A 15,733-nucleotide genomic window follows, 5' to 3' on the forward strand; every position below is an offset into this window, starting at 1 on the left:
CCTACTGTGCTGTGCGCTCTAATCCAATTTTACTAATATTTGTTTATGACATCTGACATCGTAGATTTCATTGTTCGTAACAGTTCTTCTTTTGTTATCTTTTCTTGCACATTTTTAAAAGGACCACCTAAAGATTTACCATTTTGATCCTTAATCTCTAGTTCTGTTATCTTTTTATTATTCTCCTGAATGAGTTGAAATAGAGCATATAAACGATCTAATTCTACGGAATTCAATTGGCTAAAGTCAATCTCGTTACTCATTTGCAAAGTTAATAATAATTCATTAGTAGGTTTTCCTTCATCTGGATCTTTATTATCTAATATATATTGAAGAGGATTTTCCGTTTCAGATTCCACGTATCCTAATTTTTTTATTTCTTCTAGAGTTGGTTTGAATTTCTTATATTCCTCAAATGTTTTTTTCCCATATTGGTATTCATCACCTACTAGATACGAATAGAGGAGACCTTGTACCTTTACTCGGAATTTTAGATATTTGTTATTTTTTTCTTGTACAGTATGGTAGGTATTACCACCATTATTTTCATTTATCGGGCTCCAATCTGTTACAACAACATCAATACCGTGTTTTTCTTTTATATATTCTTGTACCTCAGCTCCATTTTCTTGATTACAACCATTTAGACATAAGAAACATAATACTAATATTACATGCTTCAAAATTTTCATATAAGCACTCCTATGTAAGAATTAATTATTGAATGTGTGGCACACTACAAAACCTTCTTTTCCTTAGTCATATACTTTAACTTTTACATAGTTTGAATCTTAAATCATTTAAGTTACTCAATTCCCTAAATATACCACTTAAAGTATTACCGTCTTAAAATATATAACTTATTTGTTTTTAGGTCTTTCTCAATTCTATAAGCCTATGTTTCATTGGGCTCATATCTAAAACATACATTTATACCATGATACCTATTTTACTATAAAATCCGGTTACATTGTTAAAATATCCCTTTTTTCATTTCCTAGTATAGGCGTTCCTTCTACTCAATGAGGGAATATTTATGGAAAGACATTATACAATTTCAAGTTATGCACCATCTATAAGCAGAGAAAACATAGATATAAACATAACAAAACCAAAGTAATATATACGAATAATCACATTTAGAATCACTAATGATAATGTTATACTACTATCAACCAAGAAGAACCCAATAAACTATGATTAATCACTACATCCTCTTTCAAGGGTAGCACCCCATGCCCATCTAGCTAAGATTGGGTATTTCTTGAACCCCTATTAAACACTCTCCCGTCACTTGTCTATCTTTAAGAGTAACTCTGCTTGTTTATTTAAAGTCCTCGCACCGAGGCTTTGTCGTCCCCAAAAATCCAAACAAACGATTCAGATTATATGTTTATATCAAACTGAACATTCAATTTTTATTTGGTTTATCCAGTTTGTAAATAAAAAAGGATAATCCGCCCTCATAATGGACTAACTATCCTATAAATCTTTATCTAAATTAAATAAAACTAGAACTTCTTTCCCTATGTATCATTATTTCGTTATCTCACCAAACTGCGCTCTCGTCACTTTCGCCAAGTCATCCACTTTAAGCTCAATTTGTATACCAATTTTCCCGCCACTTACAATCATCGTTTCAAGTGATTGGGCACTTTCATCGATACATGTAGAATATAACTTCTTCATTCCGACTGGTGAACAACCGCCGCGAATATATCCTGATACTTTCGTAATATCTTTTACGGGAATCATTTCAATTTTCTTTTCACTTACTGCTTTTGCGGCAGCTTTTAAATTCAGTTCCTCATCTACCGGAATAATAAACACATGATAATTTTTACTATTTCCTTGAGCGATTAGCGTTTTATATACTTCTCTCACTTCTCGTCCAATTTTCTCGGCTACTGATACGCCATCAATTTTCCCATCGTCTGGATCATATGACATCATCGAATATTCAATTTTTTCTTTATCTAATATTCGCATCGCATTAGTCTTATCTTTTTTCATAGTGGTCTCCTTAAACGGTTATTTCATATTATTAAGTTTTATTATACACCCTTTTCCATTTCTCCTACATAACTTCACGTATATTTCAAAACTAAAAATATTGATAATTCAAAAATCATCTGATATAATTTGGAAAAACTTATGTTAAGGAGAGATTTGTAATGCAAAATTTTAATACTTCTTTCCAACTTCATCATCATACGTAACGCCGTGTATCCGAAGAAAAATTTTTCTTCGTGGGTACAGGGCTTTTCCTGTTGACCCACGAAGCGTTCATAAAGCTATGTGGGTATTTTTATACCTGCATAGCTTTTTTTAATTTAAAAAAGGAGTGATTATGATGGAAATGAAAAATGTAAAGGGAACAAAAGACTATTTACCAGAGGAACAAGTGCTGCGAAATAAAATTAAAAGAGCATGTGAAGACACGTTTGAACGTTATGGCTGTAAACCGTTAGAGACACCAACGTTAAATATGTATGAGCTTATGTCATACAAGTACGGCGGTGGCGATGAAATTTTAAAAGAAATATATACACTTCAAGATCAAGGAAAACGCGAACTTGCCTTACGCTACGATTTAACCATTCCATTCGCAAAGGTTGTGGCAATGAATCCGAACATCCGCCTTCCTTTTAAACGGTATGAAATTGGGAAAGTGTTTCGAGATGGGCCAATTAAACAAGGAAGATTTCGTGAGTTTATACAATGTGACGTTGATATAGTCGGTGTTGAGTCTGTTATGGCAGAAGCTGAACTTATGAGTATGGCGTTTGAGTTGTTCCGAACGTTAAACTTAGAAGTAACAATCCAATATAATAACCGCAAATTGTTAAATGGTATTCTTCAGGCCATTAACATCCCTACTGAATTAACAAGTGACGTCATTTTATCATTAGACAAAATCGAAAAGATTGGGATTGATGGCGTACGAAAAGATGTATTAGAGCGCGGAATTTCTGAAGAAATGGCTGATACGATATGTAATACCGTATTATCTTGTCTACAGCTTTCAATTGCTGACTTTAAAGAAGCTTTCAATAATCCACTCGTTGCAGATGGGGTAAACGAATTACAACAATTACAGCAATATTTAATCGCACTTGGAATAAATGAAAATGCTATATTTAATCCGTTTTTAGCGCGAGGACTCACAATGTATACAGGTACCGTATATGAAATCTTTTTAAAAGATGGATCAATTACATCCAGCATCGGTAGCGGTGGTCGTTACGATAATATTATTGGAGCATTCCGTGGTGATGATATGAACTATCCAACAGTCGGTATTTCATTCGGTTTAGACGTTATTTATACAGCACTATCACAGAAAGAAACAGTATCATCTACAGCGGATGTATTTATCATCCCGCTCGGAACAGAATTACAATGCTTACAAATCGCCCAGCAATTACGTTCTACCACTTCCTTAAAAATCGAACTTGAACTAGCGGGACGCAAATTAAAACGCGCCCTTAATTATGCAAATAAAGAGAATATCCCTTATGTGCTTATTATTGGGGAAGAAGAACTTAGTACAGAAACTGTTGTGCTACGGAATATGAAGGAAGGTAGTGAGGTAAAGGTTCCGCTTTCTTCTTTGAAAGATAATACATTTAATAATTATTGTAATATACCCATTAAGTTATAGCTGTGAATCCTTCCTAAAGCATAATCTATGTAAGCTAAAAACTCCATTTAATAATAATGGAGTTTTTACTGTTATTTATTAATGTTTAAATGTAAATGTCTGTTTATATTTTCTTTCCGACTCACAATCTTTTTGTCCATCTTTTAGCAACCTAGAAGGCTTTTCTTGCCAAGTTATAATAACTTCAAGTTCATTAGACTGAACGGATATAGGAAAATTTGCATGATTAAAAGCAATTTCTTTACTTAACACATGATCTTTTTTAGAAGTGAAAAGTTCATACTTCGTTTGAGAATGTGGTTCATTTCGAAATACTTCAACCGTTACATGATAAGCGTCCTTCCCAATATCTTGAACCTCGAAACCATACGTATCAAAAACATCCTTTTTAGATGTAACTAAACCAGTTTTTTTATCAGGTTGCTTAATTTCTATTTTCCATCGATCTGATGTTTGAGAAACCGGCAACTGCTTTGGAGAAAAAGCATGAACAGTGAAAGAACTTCCAATTACGAAACAAAATATACAAAAGAAAGAAAAAAGTACTTTTTGCATTAGTATAACCTCCATTATTTTAAGTTTTGAATTACTGTTCCCTAAAAACAATGGATGTATTATGTATTAAACTAAAAGTGCCTTCCTACCATTATAGAATCACGTATACAAGTTTTTATATAGATGAGAGCAACTCAATAATTAGTTTACATAAAATAATTACACTCTACTCAAAACTACGCGTATTTAATATATTTGTGAAATTTGATAATAACCACCTGAAAACGCCAATAAAAAGAGGAATCAGCAGTGCAATAATATTATTTCTTAACATCACTTCTCATCCGTTCTCTCTACTATACCAAATTCAACTATTTACTATTATTTTGTGCATTCCTACTCTCCAAAACTTTCTCCATATTATGAGTCGCCCACTCCATCATTAATAGAATCATTGGGCGAAGCGATTCACCAAGCTCCGTTAACGAATATTCTACTTTTGGAGGTACTTCACGGTACACTTCACGATGTATGATGCCATCTGCTTCAAGTTCCCTCAGCTGCAATGTTAACATTCTTTGTGTGATATTTGGTTTTAACCTTTTTAACTCATTAAACCGTTTTGTACCATCTAATAAATGATACAAAATAACCCCTTTCCATTTCCCTCCAATGACCTCGACCATCGCTTCTACTGGACAAGAATATTTATTTAAAAATGGGTAATTTATATTATTTTCGTTTGAACAATCCATAATAAATCCCTTCCCTTAACATTAGTATCTTTTTTGATACTATACCACATATATGTGCGTACTTGTTTCTATGTTACTTTAAAAATATAATTTGGTTACAAAATAAATTAATGAAAAGAGGAACTTTTATGACAAATACAAATCAAACTACAAAAGAAAAAATTATGGAAGCTTTTCATTTCAGACATGCATGTAAAGCGTTCGATCCTATGCACAAAATTTCAGAAGAAGATTTTAAATTCATTTTAGAAACAGGCAGATTATCCCCTTCTTCTTTCGGATATGAACCTTGGAAATTTGTTGTCGTACAAAATAAAGAATTAAGAGAAAAACTACAACCATATTCATGGGGCGCTGGTGGGCAACTTGCAACAGCTAGCCACTTTGTCATTGTTCTTTCAAGAAATATTAAAGATATGCATTATGATGCAGATTATATTAAACATATGATGAATGATATTATTGAATTACCTGAAGACGCGCAAAAAATTAGATATGAATTCTTCAAAAAGTTCCAGGAAACAGATTTTAACTTATTACAATCTGATCGTGCTGTATTTGATTGGGCATCTAAGCAAACTTATATTGCTTTAGGGAATATGATGACGAGCGCAGCTCAAATCGGGATTGATTCTTGTCCAATAGAAGGATTTGATAAAGAGAAAGTAGATTCTTTACTTCGTCAAGAAGGCATTATCAATGGAGATAACTTTGAAGTATCTGTTATGGTTGCCTTTGGTTACCGTAAAGAAGAGCCAAAACGTGATAAAACAAGACAGACTATGGATGCAATTGTTGAATGGATTGAATAAGATAACATGCGCTCCTTATAGCTGTATACTCATACGAAAAAAGTAGAATTTCATTTTTCTTATGTATGAAATTGGTTTTTCATGGAAAGATATATTAGTATGTATGCAGTTTAAACACTCTATTTATTAGAGTTGGACAGGAGGAGAATGAATATGTCTGATATTGAAGTTGGCGAAGTGTTTACGCTTAGTGATGAGAATAACGAAGAGCAAGAAGTAGAAGTGCTTGGAGCGATGGATGTCGAAGGCGCTGAATATATTGCAGTTGCCTTTGTTGAAGACATTCAAACAGAAACCGAGGAAGACATTGATATTTTCTTTTTAAAAGTAGAAGAAGATAGTGAATTCTCATATATTGAGAATGACGAGGAATTTGAAAAAGTATCTGCTGCGTTTGAAAAGATTTTGGATGAGCAAGAGCAAGAATAGAATGAAACACACGAGGACGGATGCATATCCGCCCTCTTTTTATTTTTCACTCATCCAAAGATTTATGCAGCAATTCCAGTACATCTTTCATCACAAAAGGACCGTCTTTTTTTACATGCTCAGCAAATTCAGAAACGAGACGTAGTGTACTCACACTTTCAACCGGATGCTCTCCTGAAGCACTTTCAGCAGAAAGCATAACAGCACTCGTCCCGTCCAGTACAGCTTGGAACACATCCGTTACCTCTGCCCTTGTTGGAATAGAATGATCTACCATAGATTGAAGCATTTGTGTTGCTGTAATAACATATGTATTCGTTCGATTACATTCCTGAATCATCATTTTTTGCAAGAGCGGAATAAATTGAAACGGTAACTCAACTCCTAAATCTCCCCTTGCAATCATAATTCCATCTGCTTCTTTACATATATCTTGAAAATTTTCAATCGCTTCCATCGTTTCTATTTTGGCAATTAAATTAGGTGACGTTTCTTTATACTGTTGTATGAAATCTCGTATTTCTTTTATATGACTAGGTTTTCTTACGAAAGAACATGCGATAAAATCAACACCTTCTTCTAAAAGAAACTGAATATCTTTTTTATCTTTCTCTGTAATAGCTGGTAAACGAACGATTGCGCCTGGTAAGTTCACCCCTTTATGAGAGGAGATATTACCACCTGTTTTCACCTTCGTTTCTATTTTATCCGTACTTACTTTCTCAACGATTAACTCAACTTCACCATCATTAACTAAAATTCTACTTCCGACTTTCACATCATTCGCGATTCCTTCATAATCAATACTTGCTTCCCTATTACTCCCTGTACCTGGTTGCGTATGCAACATAAAAGAATCTCCCGCCTGAAGTGTAATTTGTTCTCCTTTTATTTCACCTAACCTTATTTTAGGACCTTGTACATCGCCTAAAATTTTAATAGAATCATCTAACGATTTCACTAAACGAATGATATCTTTATGACTTTCATGCGTCCCATGTGATAAATTTAGCCGAACAATTTTCATACCATTGCTTATTAACTGCGCTAACGTTTCTTTATTATTACTTGCTGGCCCAATTGTACAAATTCGATCGATTGTCATTTTTATCACCATCCTTTTTCATTATGATTCCCATAAACCTTCATTACACTCTCAACATAAAAAAAGCCTACTCCCACAAGTAGGCTTTTGAAACTACGAAAGTTTCGTCAATAACTGATTTAAATCTTTTTTCGTTTTCGTCGTTAATGATTTCATTTTAGTAATATCTATCTTTTCTTTCTCCGCCCCTACAATTAACGGATACATACTTTGTCCAATTGTTTTATATTCAGCTGGGTGTGATGTTTCTAACTCTTTCTCAATTACATCCCACTTTGCATTAATTTGTTTTCCAAGTTTATTTACTGTATCCAATTTTGGATTAGCAGCTAACTGCTTATCTAAGCTATCAACTAATGCAGCAACTTCTTTCACACTCGTTTTCACAGCTACACTTTTCTTCGGATCTTTCGTTGTTTTTCCGTCTGAGTTTGTACTTGTACTTTGATCTGTTGTTTTCCCGCTAGTCGTTTGATCATTCGTCTTTCCTGTCGTCTCTTTTTCTTTTGTTTTTACATTCTCGTTTTGAGTTGACGTTTTACCGTTACTTTCTGTTCCCGATGATTCTTTCGTGTTTTTTGTATCTTTATCTGTTTTTTCATTTGAAGAAGTATTTGTTTCTTTTTCAGTATCTTTCGTTGTTTTTGACGCTTCATCTGCACTTGTCGTTTTTGATTCTCCTTCATTTTGCGCTGTTACTTGCTCTTTCTTTTCTGTTTCTTTATCTGCTGACGGACTACACGCTGCCATAGTAAGCATTGTACCAATTGTTATCGATGCGATAGCGACCTTTTTCATTTTCATATAAATCCCCCTATGTTTACGTAATTTATCCTCCCCTTTACGATTCGATTTCCCCTTAAAAAATCCCTTTTCATACGAATCACCATCTTTCCGACAGTAATCTTCATAATAATACGTACAAAAACTGATAAATCAATTTGAATATTCGAGTTTCTTCTACTTCATTTTTCTTCTCTGTAGTAAAAGAAAAAGAGTATATTGTCACATGAAGAATTACGATCTTCATATGACGATATACTCTTCTATCAAATTTTTATCTTTCTTGACATTTTATTTATACAAAAAAATAAAATTTTCTTTTGTTTTTTGTTTCTCAACAATTGTTAACATAATATATTTATGAGTAACCACCATTCGAATGAATAATTTGCCCTGTAATCCATTTTGCTTCTTCACTAACTAAAAAAGAAATTAAGCGTGCTGCATCCACCGGTTCTCCTACTTTACCTTGTGGAAACTTCCATACTAAATGATGATTCAGCTCCTCTGTAATCCATCCCGTATTCGTCGGTCCTGGATCAACAGCATTCACTGTAATCCCCTTCTCCATCGCAACTGGTGCTACTGATTTTGTAAATGCTTCAATTGCTCCTTTCGTTGCTACGTATGCTAGTTCATCAGGCATTGGCCCGAGTGACTGCCCTGAAGTAAGATTAATAATACTGCCACTCGCCTTGCTTGCATAATGTTTTATAAATAATGAACTTAATAACATAGTAGCTCGAACATTTACTGTATAATGTTTATCTAACTGTTCTACATTTAATTCTTCGATTCTCGTATGAGTAGCATACGCTGCATTATTAATTAAAATAGATGGATCGCCTAACCGTTCTGATACCATATAAAACAAACGATTTGACGAATACGACTGCGATAAGTTGATTTCTGCCATTTCACATCGAACACCGTAACTTTCAATCTCCTCTTTCAACAAAAAGGGCTCTTTGTCATGCATTCCCCACGGCATCGCTTTATCATACTGAGACCAGTACGTGAAAAAAATGTCTATTCCTTTTTGAGCAAGCACCTTGCATACAGCTGCACCAATTCCATTCAGACGAGTTGCCCCTGTTACAATTGCTATTTTCTTCACCTTTTCTCCTCCACCTATGGATAAATCCTCTGCACGAATACAGAGGATCTATCTTTTTATTCAATATTTGACAATATACGTTCTGCACCTAATTTTAAAATTTTAATAAAGATATAATTTACAATCGCAAACATTACAAATAAAACGATAAACATAACCCACAGTCCGACATGAAGGAAGAAGTATAATAAACTTACTCCCGCTACAATAACTAAAGCTATTAAAATATTAGCTAAAAAATTCCACAAAGTTGTATAGCGGCTCTTAAATAATTTCTGCTCTGTATCCCAATGTATATCTGCAGTTTGTGCATCCCAGCGTGTACCAATTAAATTAATTAACAGTAAGCCGTTCGCACTTAGTAAAAACCACAGTAACATGAAAACAGGAGAAATTCCCGCTACAACTGCCATCGTAATACCGAACACTGCTAAAATAATTACATTAATTAACCAAGCCGTGATTGCTTTTGCAAAAAAGATATCCGAAGCTTTTACAGGTAAATATCGATTCACAAACCAAGAGCTTCCATCACGTGAGAATGAAGTTGTTGCGATGACGTTACTTCCCATTAAGAATAGAGAGGCACAAAGGCCAACGCCAATTGCAAGCCCTGCTGATTTTGGATTATTAATATAACTCGTAACCCATTTTAAATTTCCATCTTGTACAAATAAAACGAAGAACAACATAATCGGCATAACGAAAGTTTGTACGATACAATTTAAGAAAAATTGTGGTGTACGGAATAACGTTTTAAATTCTTTTTTCACATACGCTTTCAAATGTGAACTTTGTACCGTTGATTTTTGTAAACCTTCTGCTGAAATGACTTCTTTTTTTGCTGTACTCGTTGAAAGTCCAATAACCCCTTTTAAATATGTACGCTCTGCAATGTAATAAAACAACACAAAAAATACAAATGAAATAACTGCAAAGATTATTACGTATAAAGGACCCTTCCAATTTGCATTTTCTACTAATGCTACTGCTCCAAAATATGTAGTTGGAAAATAGTTTGTCATTTGTACTAAAAGAGAAGACTGGTTGTTTGCAAGGTAATCCGCAATTGCATCTTCAGAAAACGAACTTTTATTTTTCCACTGCAAAAACACATTAATTCCTACAATAAATAGTATACTTACGATTCCAATAAATATATTTCCTCGGTCTTTATTTTTCGCTATATTTGTATACCTCATAATAACTGTCATCAGTAACGAAGCTAGTACTAACGGCACAATTGGGAAGAGTAAGTAAATGAAAATCATATATATGTAATATGTAATAAACGCGCCACTTTTTAAACCGTACGTAATAAAGATTGGTAATAAAATAAATGAACTCATTACGTATTGTGTAATTAATACTGTTAAAAATTTGGCTGAAATAATTTGCGCTGGTTTTAATGGTAATGGTAATAACATTTCAATGTCATTGCTGTAGTAAAATACAGTTAAAATGTTCGTAATACTCATTAAAAATACCCATATACTCGCAATCGCAAGTCCCATTGCGATAATCATTCCTGGATCTTGCCCTAAATGTATCATTCCCTCATACATTGCATGCGTGATAGAACCAAACAGTAAAAAGCCGACAAATAAAATAGCTGCAAATGAAAATACATACGCCCATCGCTTCTTCTTATCTGTTATGAAATCTGCATAATTTAATTTCAATAATACTTTCGTCAACGTCCAAATTTTACTCATTGCCCGTCATCTCCAAGAACATTTTTTCAAGTGATTCATTGGATTTAAAATGATCTCTCATTTCATCTAAATTCCCTTTGAACTGCAAATTCCCCTTATTAATAATCGCGACGCGGTCACATAATTTTTCTGCCACTTCTAATACGTGTGTAGAGAAGAATACAATCTTTCCTTTATCCGCATGTTCTCTCATCATTTCTTTTAAAATATATGCCGATTTCGGATCAAGCCCCGTTAACGGTTCATCTAAAATCCATACATCTGGCTCATGCACGAGCACACCAATAATAACAATCTTTTGTCTCATACCGTGCGAGTAACTTTGAATTTGATCTGATAAAGCATTATAAAGATCAAATTTCTTCGCTAAAGACTCAATTCGTTCTTGGCGTACTTCTTTCGGCACTTCATACATATCTGCCATAAAGTTTAAATATTCAATTCCCTTTAATCGTAAAAACATATCTGGACTATCTGGGACATAACCAAACGTCTTTTTCGCTTCCATCGGATTTTTCATAATATCTATACCGTTAATCGTAATCGTCCCTTTGTCCACCCCATGGATACCAGTAATCATCTTAATTGTCGTTGATTTACCGGCACCATTTGGCCCTAAAAATCCAAAGATTTCTCCGCTAGGCACAGATAAACTTAAATCTTTTACTGCATAGGTAGAACCATTATAACTTTTTGACACATTCATAATTTCAATCATTCCATCCAATCCTTTCCTTAATTACCAAATAACTATATCAACATTATAGCATACTTATATTCTTATATTTTTATATTTTTGTATTTTTCAGTTTTTAACCTTTAAAATAAATATACAGACCTAACCCAACGATTAAAACGACAGCTAGTATAATATAAATCATCGTAAGCCTTCTAATATTCCCCTTTGTCGCTTTACTATAATTTGCATCACCCTTTCGCCCAATTAACACCGTCGCGACTACAGTAATGACTACAAGTAATACAACGATCATGATCCAATTTAGCATACCTTCCTCCCCCTCCTTACAACCATTTTACAATATTATCCTCTTTATTTCGCAGTATATTTCCTCTTTTTACTATTATTATGAAGCAAACTAAAAAACTATTATTACCATTCCTATCCATATGTGATATATTTATAACATAACGTGATTTATTTCTAACATGATAAGGAGGAACTATCATAAAAACAACTTGGATAAAATATTTAGGATTTCTCGGTTTCTTCGGTTTTCTTGGCTTTTTTTATGAAAAAGGATTGTTTACTATGTTTTGTTTCTTCTCCTTTTTCACCTCATATAGAACGGTTCAACACGATGAACTGTTTGAACAAATCGTTAATAAATCGTGCCGCAATGCCTTTATCGTTACGTTACTAACTACCGCTACCATTATGTTCATTGAAATGTTATTTCCAAACCCGGTGCTACAAGAAATTGATATCGCTCTTATTTTCGGCACACTTATTCTTACGTTCGGATTCTCTATGTTCTTTTACGATAAACCAGTTGATGAAATGGAAGATGCACCATGGCGTTCGTAACGAAAATAAAAGAATACCGCGCCAAATTGAACATGACGCAAGAAGATTTAGCGAAACAAGTTGGTGTACGTCGTGAAACAATTAACCATCTCGAAAAAGGAAAATATAATCCTTCCTTGCAGCTTGCTCACGATATTGCGAGGGCACTTCATAGTACGATTGATGAAGTTTTTATTTTTGAGGATAAATAAAAATACCGGCATTCTTTTCACAAAGAATACCGGTATTTTTCATTTATACAACTATCACCCATACAAAACCGCATGAAATACGCCTAACAGTAAATATTGATCCTCTATATAATCTTCATCGTATACATTCATCTCGATATCATACATATCTTCCTCAAGACGAATATTCCAGTCTGCGATTACATAGCCTTTTCGTAATAACTTTCCCATCCCAAATGAAGTTTTATGAACAACATATTCTTCTCTCTTATATGTGAAAGTAAATAAGAAATTTGCATCCAATAACTTTCCGTCACATACAAGTATTTCATGCTCTGCATCATGATTATCTTTATATGTTACTAAAATTCTTCTTTGACGCTGCCTACTTACATCCTTTGCAATGACGCGAATATTGTCCTTACTATCCTTTATTTCATAAATAATATTACTACCGACTTTCGGAATGAAATCTAGCACTCTCATCAACGTATTTTTATAATAGCCTCGTACTGCGCCTACTCTGTCGCTTTCATTGTAAACCTCAATAGGCACCGTATCCGCTTTACTATCACACGGTCGTTTGTAAGAAAGCTGCATCACCCGCTCTCCTCTTAAGTACTGATCAAACGTCACAGGATATTCTATCGCGCGCAGTTCTTTATTTAACTCATATAAATAACGCTGAACACTCTCCACTAATGCTGTAGTAGAAATACATTCCTGAACCTCAAATTGTTGCCAACTGGAAGAAACTCTCCATTGATTGTCCTCTTCATAGAAGAAACTAAGAATTGTCTCATCACGGTCAGGCGTTTCATAATTCATATGTACATTCTGCCCGTGCTGCACTTGCTCCATCCACTGCCCTAAATAAATGCCAAGCTCTGCGACCTTCATGCATGACTTTTGAAAAAGTACGCTGTCACTCACGCGAATCGTTACATCCCCTTCGATAAAGCCCTTTGAATAAGCATCATACCGCGGCTCATCTTTCTGTGGGATATTCTTGTCTAACTCAAATAAAAATGTTAACATCTTTCACTCACCTCTAGTTATTACACCGATCGTACCTATAAAATGAACGCAACTCAAATTATATCGACGATTTTGCCAATATATCTACCGTAACTTAAAATATATCAACGATTTTTTCGATATATCGACGATTCGACAAAGAATATCGACTTATCAACAAATATCGACACGATTAAAATGAAACTACCTTTTCTTCCGCCACTTCTACAAGTTCTAAAATTTGCAGCAGACTCTTCACTTCATAAGTCGGCTTAACACTTGCCTTATTCTCTTTCAAACTCGGATTATACCAACACGTATCAATGCCGTAATCTTCTCCGCCTTTCATATCAGAAGTGAGCGAATCTCCAACCATTAGTACACTTGATTTATCCGTAATCCCAAACTTTTCAAATGCATAATCAAAAATCTCACGTGCTGGTTTTTGATGGCCAACCTCTTCTGAAATAATAATATGATCAAAGAAATTACATAAAGGCGAATTTCCGATTCTAGATTGTTGTACTTTTGTATATCCATTCGTAATAATACCTAACTTGCAATCTTGTAGATTCTCACATAATTGCACTGCACCTTCTATAAGATGTACTTCTTTCCCTAAGTTTTCAAGATATACGTCACTAAATTGCTGTGCATCTACTTCTATATTATGAAGTGCAAATAATTGTCTAAATCGATCTACCGCTAATTCACTTAACGTAATCATTTTATTTTCTAAATCTCTCCATAACCCATTACTAATCTCTTTATAACTTGCAAGATAATCAGTATACCCTGTAGGCATACCAAACTGTACAAACGCATTATGTAATGCGTGTCTTTCCGTTTCAGGGAAATCTAATAATGTATCATCTACGTCGAATAATATAACTTTGTATTTCATGATGTTCTCCTCAATTCCTATATTCTCATAGCCTAATTATAACAACAATAAGAAAAGGAGGCTAATCCAATCAGCCTCCCTCCTCTTTATTTATCTTCTAACAATAAGACTTTCATTTGTTCTAACGACTCTTTCGTAAAGCCTAAAGCTTTTTCAGCATACGCTTCAACTGAACCGTATTGCTTTTTCACTTCATCAATCGCAGCTTGTAAATATTCAGCGCGCGCTTCGAACATTGCACCTAATATCGCTCTACTCTCATCATTTTGTAGTTTTGCACCTAAAAAGGCCATCATTTTCTCATTTAGCTTTTCACGGAATCCGTTACTTAATAAGTAATCTTCCATTACTGTTTTCTCTGGTACACCTAGTAAAAGTAATAATAATGCTGATCCAAATCCAGTACGGTCTTTCCCAGCTGTACAGTGGTTTACTAACGGTAAGTTTTCCGGGTCTTGCGCTAAGTTTAAGAAGCTCACGAATGCTTCGTTACCACTTACGAAGTCTTGATTCATTTTCACAAGATACTCACCTGGTTTTCCTAACATAGAAAGGTCACCAACTTGGAAAAATTCATTTATATTTAAATCTTTCGCCAAGTCCTGCATAACTGGTAAGCACACTTGACGAGCGCCTGTAATCTCAGGGTTTGGCTTATGCTTCACTTCAAAGTCTGTACGGTAATCGCAAATTAACTTTAAACCAGACTTTTGTAAATACGCAATATCCCACTCTGTTAATCCTGCTAATTCTTCAGAACGGTACAACTTGCCCCATTTTACTTTACGGCCTTCAGTCGTTTCATATCCTCCCATATCACGGAAGTTAAACGCGCCTTGTAATGGCAGTCTACGCTCAGCTACTGTTACTGCTTGTCCATTACTACCTACTAATCTAAAATATGGACGCTCATTTTCGCTCGGGTTTTCAATTGTATATGATGATTCTCCATTTACCGTTGCAAGTAATTCTCCATTTTCTTCAATATGATCTGGCGAAGTACTCCAGTAAATGCGAACTTCCTCTATATTATTTTCCCACTTTATTTGTAACGTATTATCTTCATTTCTTTCTACAGTTGCTTGTAACCAATGTCTTTGCTGCCCCATTCTTTCACCAACGCTTTCTCTTATAATCGAATCTTACTCTATTGTATTATACAAATATCCACTTTGTCGTTCTCATTTTTCTTTTTATCTTACAAACAGGCAAAAAGTTCTT

18 protein-coding genes are annotated in these 15,733 nt (G+C 34.2%); 5 read left to right on the forward strand and 13 right to left on the reverse strand.

The genetic code is table 11. The annotated features are described in order from the left end of the window. Positions 1-32: 32 nt before the first annotated feature. The gene (locus tag ACTFNE_RS09980; protein WP_082112666.1) at positions 33-692 is read right to left on the reverse strand and encodes a hypothetical protein; all 660 of its coding nucleotides are present in this window, start codon (positions 690-692) and stop codon (positions 33-35) included. Positions 693-1,536: 844 nt separating this feature from the next. Further along, the gene (gene ybaK, locus ACTFNE_RS09985) at positions 1,537-2,013 is read right to left on the reverse strand and encodes a Cys-tRNA(Pro) deacylase (protein WP_046198419.1); all 477 of its coding nucleotides are present in this window, start codon (positions 2,011-2,013) and stop codon (positions 1,537-1,539) included. A gap of 337 nt (positions 2,014-2,350) precedes the next feature. On the opposite strand from ybaK, the gene ACTFNE_RS09990 reads away from it, so the two are divergent. Beyond that, positions 2,351-3,664, forward strand: a complete 1,314-nt coding sequence (locus tag ACTFNE_RS09990) for a histidine--tRNA ligase (protein ID WP_331386721.1) — start codon at positions 2,351-2,353, stop codon at positions 3,662-3,664. A 78-nt stretch (positions 3,665-3,742) separates the two neighbouring features. Here the strand turns inward: ACTFNE_RS09990 and ACTFNE_RS09995 are convergent, their stop codons facing one another. Both ACTFNE_RS09995 and ACTFNE_RS10000 read right to left on the reverse strand, forming a co-directional pair. Then, positions 3,743-4,219 (reverse strand): hypothetical protein, encoded by a 477-nt coding sequence (locus tag ACTFNE_RS09995; protein ID WP_046198417.1) that lies wholly within the window; start codon positions 4,217-4,219, stop codon positions 3,743-3,745. A gap of 311 nt (positions 4,220-4,530) precedes the next feature. Continuing rightward, positions 4,531-4,914 (reverse strand): winged helix-turn-helix transcriptional regulator, encoded by a 384-nt coding sequence (locus ACTFNE_RS10000; RefSeq protein ID WP_000340652.1) that lies wholly within the window; start codon positions 4,912-4,914, stop codon positions 4,531-4,533. Between the two features lie 128 nt (positions 4,915-5,042). Here ACTFNE_RS10000 and ACTFNE_RS10005 point away from each other — a divergent pair, with 128 nt between their 5' ends. Continuing rightward, positions 5,043-5,726, forward strand: coding sequence for an NAD(P)H-dependent oxidoreductase (locus ACTFNE_RS10005; RefSeq protein WP_046198416.1), 684 nt, complete (start codon positions 5,043-5,045; stop codon positions 5,724-5,726). A gap of 147 nt (positions 5,727-5,873) precedes the next feature. Further along, positions 5,874-6,155 (forward strand): DUF1292 domain-containing protein, encoded by a 282-nt coding sequence (locus ACTFNE_RS10010; protein WP_001997837.1) that lies wholly within the window; start codon positions 5,874-5,876, stop codon positions 6,153-6,155. 46 nt (positions 6,156-6,201) lie between these two features. On the opposite strand, the gene ACTFNE_RS10015 is transcribed toward ACTFNE_RS10010, so the two are convergent. The 6 genes from ACTFNE_RS10015 to ACTFNE_RS10040 all read right to left on the reverse strand — a co-directional run bounded on the left by ACTFNE_RS10015 (position 6,202) and on the right by ACTFNE_RS10040 (position 11,882). Next, on the reverse strand, positions 6,202-7,260 hold the full coding sequence (locus ACTFNE_RS10015; RefSeq protein WP_270705942.1) for a pyruvate kinase: 1,059 nt from the start codon (positions 7,258-7,260) through the stop codon (positions 6,202-6,204). 93 nt (positions 7,261-7,353) lie between these two features. Further along, on the reverse strand, positions 7,354-8,064 hold the full coding sequence (locus ACTFNE_RS10020) for a hypothetical protein (protein WP_046198414.1): 711 nt from the start codon (positions 8,062-8,064) through the stop codon (positions 7,354-7,356). Positions 8,065-8,401: 337 nt separating this feature from the next. Beyond that, the gene (locus ACTFNE_RS10025) at positions 8,402-9,160 is read right to left on the reverse strand and encodes an SDR family oxidoreductase (protein WP_103102520.1); all 759 of its coding nucleotides are present in this window, start codon (positions 9,158-9,160) and stop codon (positions 8,402-8,404) included. A gap of 56 nt (positions 9,161-9,216) precedes the next feature. Further along, positions 9,217-10,875, reverse strand: a complete 1,659-nt coding sequence (locus tag ACTFNE_RS10030; RefSeq protein ID WP_000036878.1) for a putative ABC transporter permease subunit — start codon at positions 10,873-10,875, stop codon at positions 9,217-9,219. After that, positions 10,868-11,593: an ABC transporter ATP-binding protein gene (locus ACTFNE_RS10035; protein ID WP_000570055.1), complete on the reverse strand. Its 726-nt coding sequence runs from the start codon at positions 11,591-11,593 to the stop codon at positions 10,868-10,870. Before ACTFNE_RS10035 ends, ACTFNE_RS10030 begins: the two co-directional genes overlap by 8 nt. Positions 11,594-11,687: 94 nt before the next feature. After that, complete coding sequence (locus tag ACTFNE_RS10040) at positions 11,688-11,882, reverse strand: hypothetical protein (RefSeq protein ID WP_000935861.1); 195 nt, start codon at positions 11,880-11,882, stop codon at positions 11,688-11,690. Positions 11,883-12,061: 179 nt separating this feature from the next. On the opposite strand from ACTFNE_RS10040, the gene ACTFNE_RS10045 reads away from it, so the two are divergent. Together ACTFNE_RS10045 and ACTFNE_RS10050 are read left to right on the forward strand one after the other, a co-directional pair. Beyond that, positions 12,062-12,421: a DUF3796 domain-containing protein gene (locus ACTFNE_RS10045; RefSeq protein ID WP_270705975.1), complete on the forward strand. Its 360-nt coding sequence runs from the start codon at positions 12,062-12,064 to the stop codon at positions 12,419-12,421. Continuing rightward, positions 12,409-12,612: a helix-turn-helix transcriptional regulator gene (locus tag ACTFNE_RS10050; RefSeq protein WP_000896292.1), complete on the forward strand. Its 204-nt coding sequence runs from the start codon at positions 12,409-12,411 to the stop codon at positions 12,610-12,612. The genes ACTFNE_RS10045 and ACTFNE_RS10050 overlap by 13 nt, the downstream gene beginning before the upstream one ends. A 54-nt stretch (positions 12,613-12,666) precedes the next feature. On the opposite strand, the gene ACTFNE_RS10055 is transcribed toward ACTFNE_RS10050, so the two are convergent. The 3 genes from ACTFNE_RS10055 to ACTFNE_RS10065 form a co-directional block, all read right to left on the reverse strand. After that, positions 12,667-13,629 (reverse strand): tubby C-terminal domain-like protein, encoded by a 963-nt coding sequence (locus ACTFNE_RS10055; protein WP_046198410.1) that lies wholly within the window; start codon positions 13,627-13,629, stop codon positions 12,667-12,669. Positions 13,630-13,801: 172 nt separating this feature from the next. After that, positions 13,802-14,512 carry a YjjG family noncanonical pyrimidine nucleotidase gene (locus ACTFNE_RS10060; RefSeq protein WP_000875919.1) on the reverse strand — a complete coding sequence of 237 codons (711 nt, stop codon included), beginning with the start codon at positions 14,510-14,512 and terminating at the stop codon, positions 13,802-13,804. 86 nt (positions 14,513-14,598) lie between these two features. Continuing rightward, positions 14,599-15,621, reverse strand: a complete 1,023-nt coding sequence (locus ACTFNE_RS10065; RefSeq protein ID WP_046198409.1) for a tyrosine-protein phosphatase — start codon at positions 15,619-15,621, stop codon at positions 14,599-14,601. Positions 15,622-15,733 lie beyond the last annotated feature (112 nt).

It is taken from the genome of Bacillus cereus group sp. MYBKT111-2 (genome assembly GCF_051915205.1).
In the GTDB taxonomy this organism is placed as follows: Bacteria; Bacillota; Bacilli; order Bacillales; family Bacillaceae_G; genus Bacillus_A; species Bacillus_A paranthracis.

Excerpts from the sequence above, each read along its gene's own strand:
- ACTFNE_RS09980 (WP_082112666.1), bottom strand. The coding sequence starts at position 692 with ATGAAAATTTTGAAGCATGTAATATTAGTATTATGTTTCTTATGTCTA.
- ybaK (WP_046198419.1), bottom strand. The coding sequence starts at position 2,013 with ATGAAAAAAGATAAGACTAATGCGATGCGAATATTAGATAAAGAAAAA.
- ACTFNE_RS09990 (WP_331386721.1), top strand. The coding sequence starts at position 2,351 with ATGATGGAAATGAAAAATGTAAAGGGAACAAAAGACTATTTACCAGAG.
- ACTFNE_RS09995 (WP_046198417.1), bottom strand. The coding sequence starts at position 4,219 with ATGCAAAAAGTACTTTTTTCTTTCTTTTGTATATTTTGTTTCGTAATT.
- ACTFNE_RS10000 (WP_000340652.1), bottom strand. The coding sequence starts at position 4,914 with ATGGATTGTTCAAACGAAAATAATATAAATTACCCATTTTTAAATAAA.
- ACTFNE_RS10005 (WP_046198416.1), top strand. The coding sequence starts at position 5,043 with ATGACAAATACAAATCAAACTACAAAAGAAAAAATTATGGAAGCTTTT.
- ACTFNE_RS10010 (WP_001997837.1), top strand. The coding sequence starts at position 5,874 with ATGAATATGTCTGATATTGAAGTTGGCGAAGTGTTTACGCTTAGTGAT.
- ACTFNE_RS10015 (WP_270705942.1), bottom strand. The coding sequence starts at position 7,260 with ATGACAATCGATCGAATTTGTACAATTGGGCCAGCAAGTAATAATAAA.
- ACTFNE_RS10020 (WP_046198414.1), bottom strand. The coding sequence starts at position 8,064 with ATGAAAATGAAAAAGGTCGCTATCGCATCGATAACAATTGGTACAATG.
- ACTFNE_RS10030 (WP_000036878.1), bottom strand. The coding sequence starts at position 10,875 with ATGAGTAAAATTTGGACGTTGACGAAAGTATTATTGAAATTAAATTAT.
- ACTFNE_RS10035 (WP_000570055.1), bottom strand. The coding sequence starts at position 11,593 with ATGATTGAAATTATGAATGTGTCAAAAAGTTATAATGGTTCTACCTAT.
- ACTFNE_RS10040 (WP_000935861.1), bottom strand. The coding sequence starts at position 11,882 with ATGCTAAATTGGATCATGATCGTTGTATTACTTGTAGTCATTACTGTA.
- ACTFNE_RS10050 (WP_000896292.1), top strand. The coding sequence starts at position 12,409 with ATGGCGTTCGTAACGAAAATAAAAGAATACCGCGCCAAATTGAACATG.
- ACTFNE_RS10055 (WP_046198410.1), bottom strand. The coding sequence starts at position 13,629 with ATGTTAACATTTTTATTTGAGTTAGACAAGAATATCCCACAGAAAGAT.
- ACTFNE_RS10060 (WP_000875919.1), bottom strand. The coding sequence starts at position 14,512 with ATGAAATACAAAGTTATATTATTCGACGTAGATGATACATTATTAGAT.
- ACTFNE_RS10065 (WP_046198409.1), bottom strand. The coding sequence starts at position 15,621 with ATGGGGCAGCAAAGACATTGGTTACAAGCAACTGTAGAAAGAAATGAA.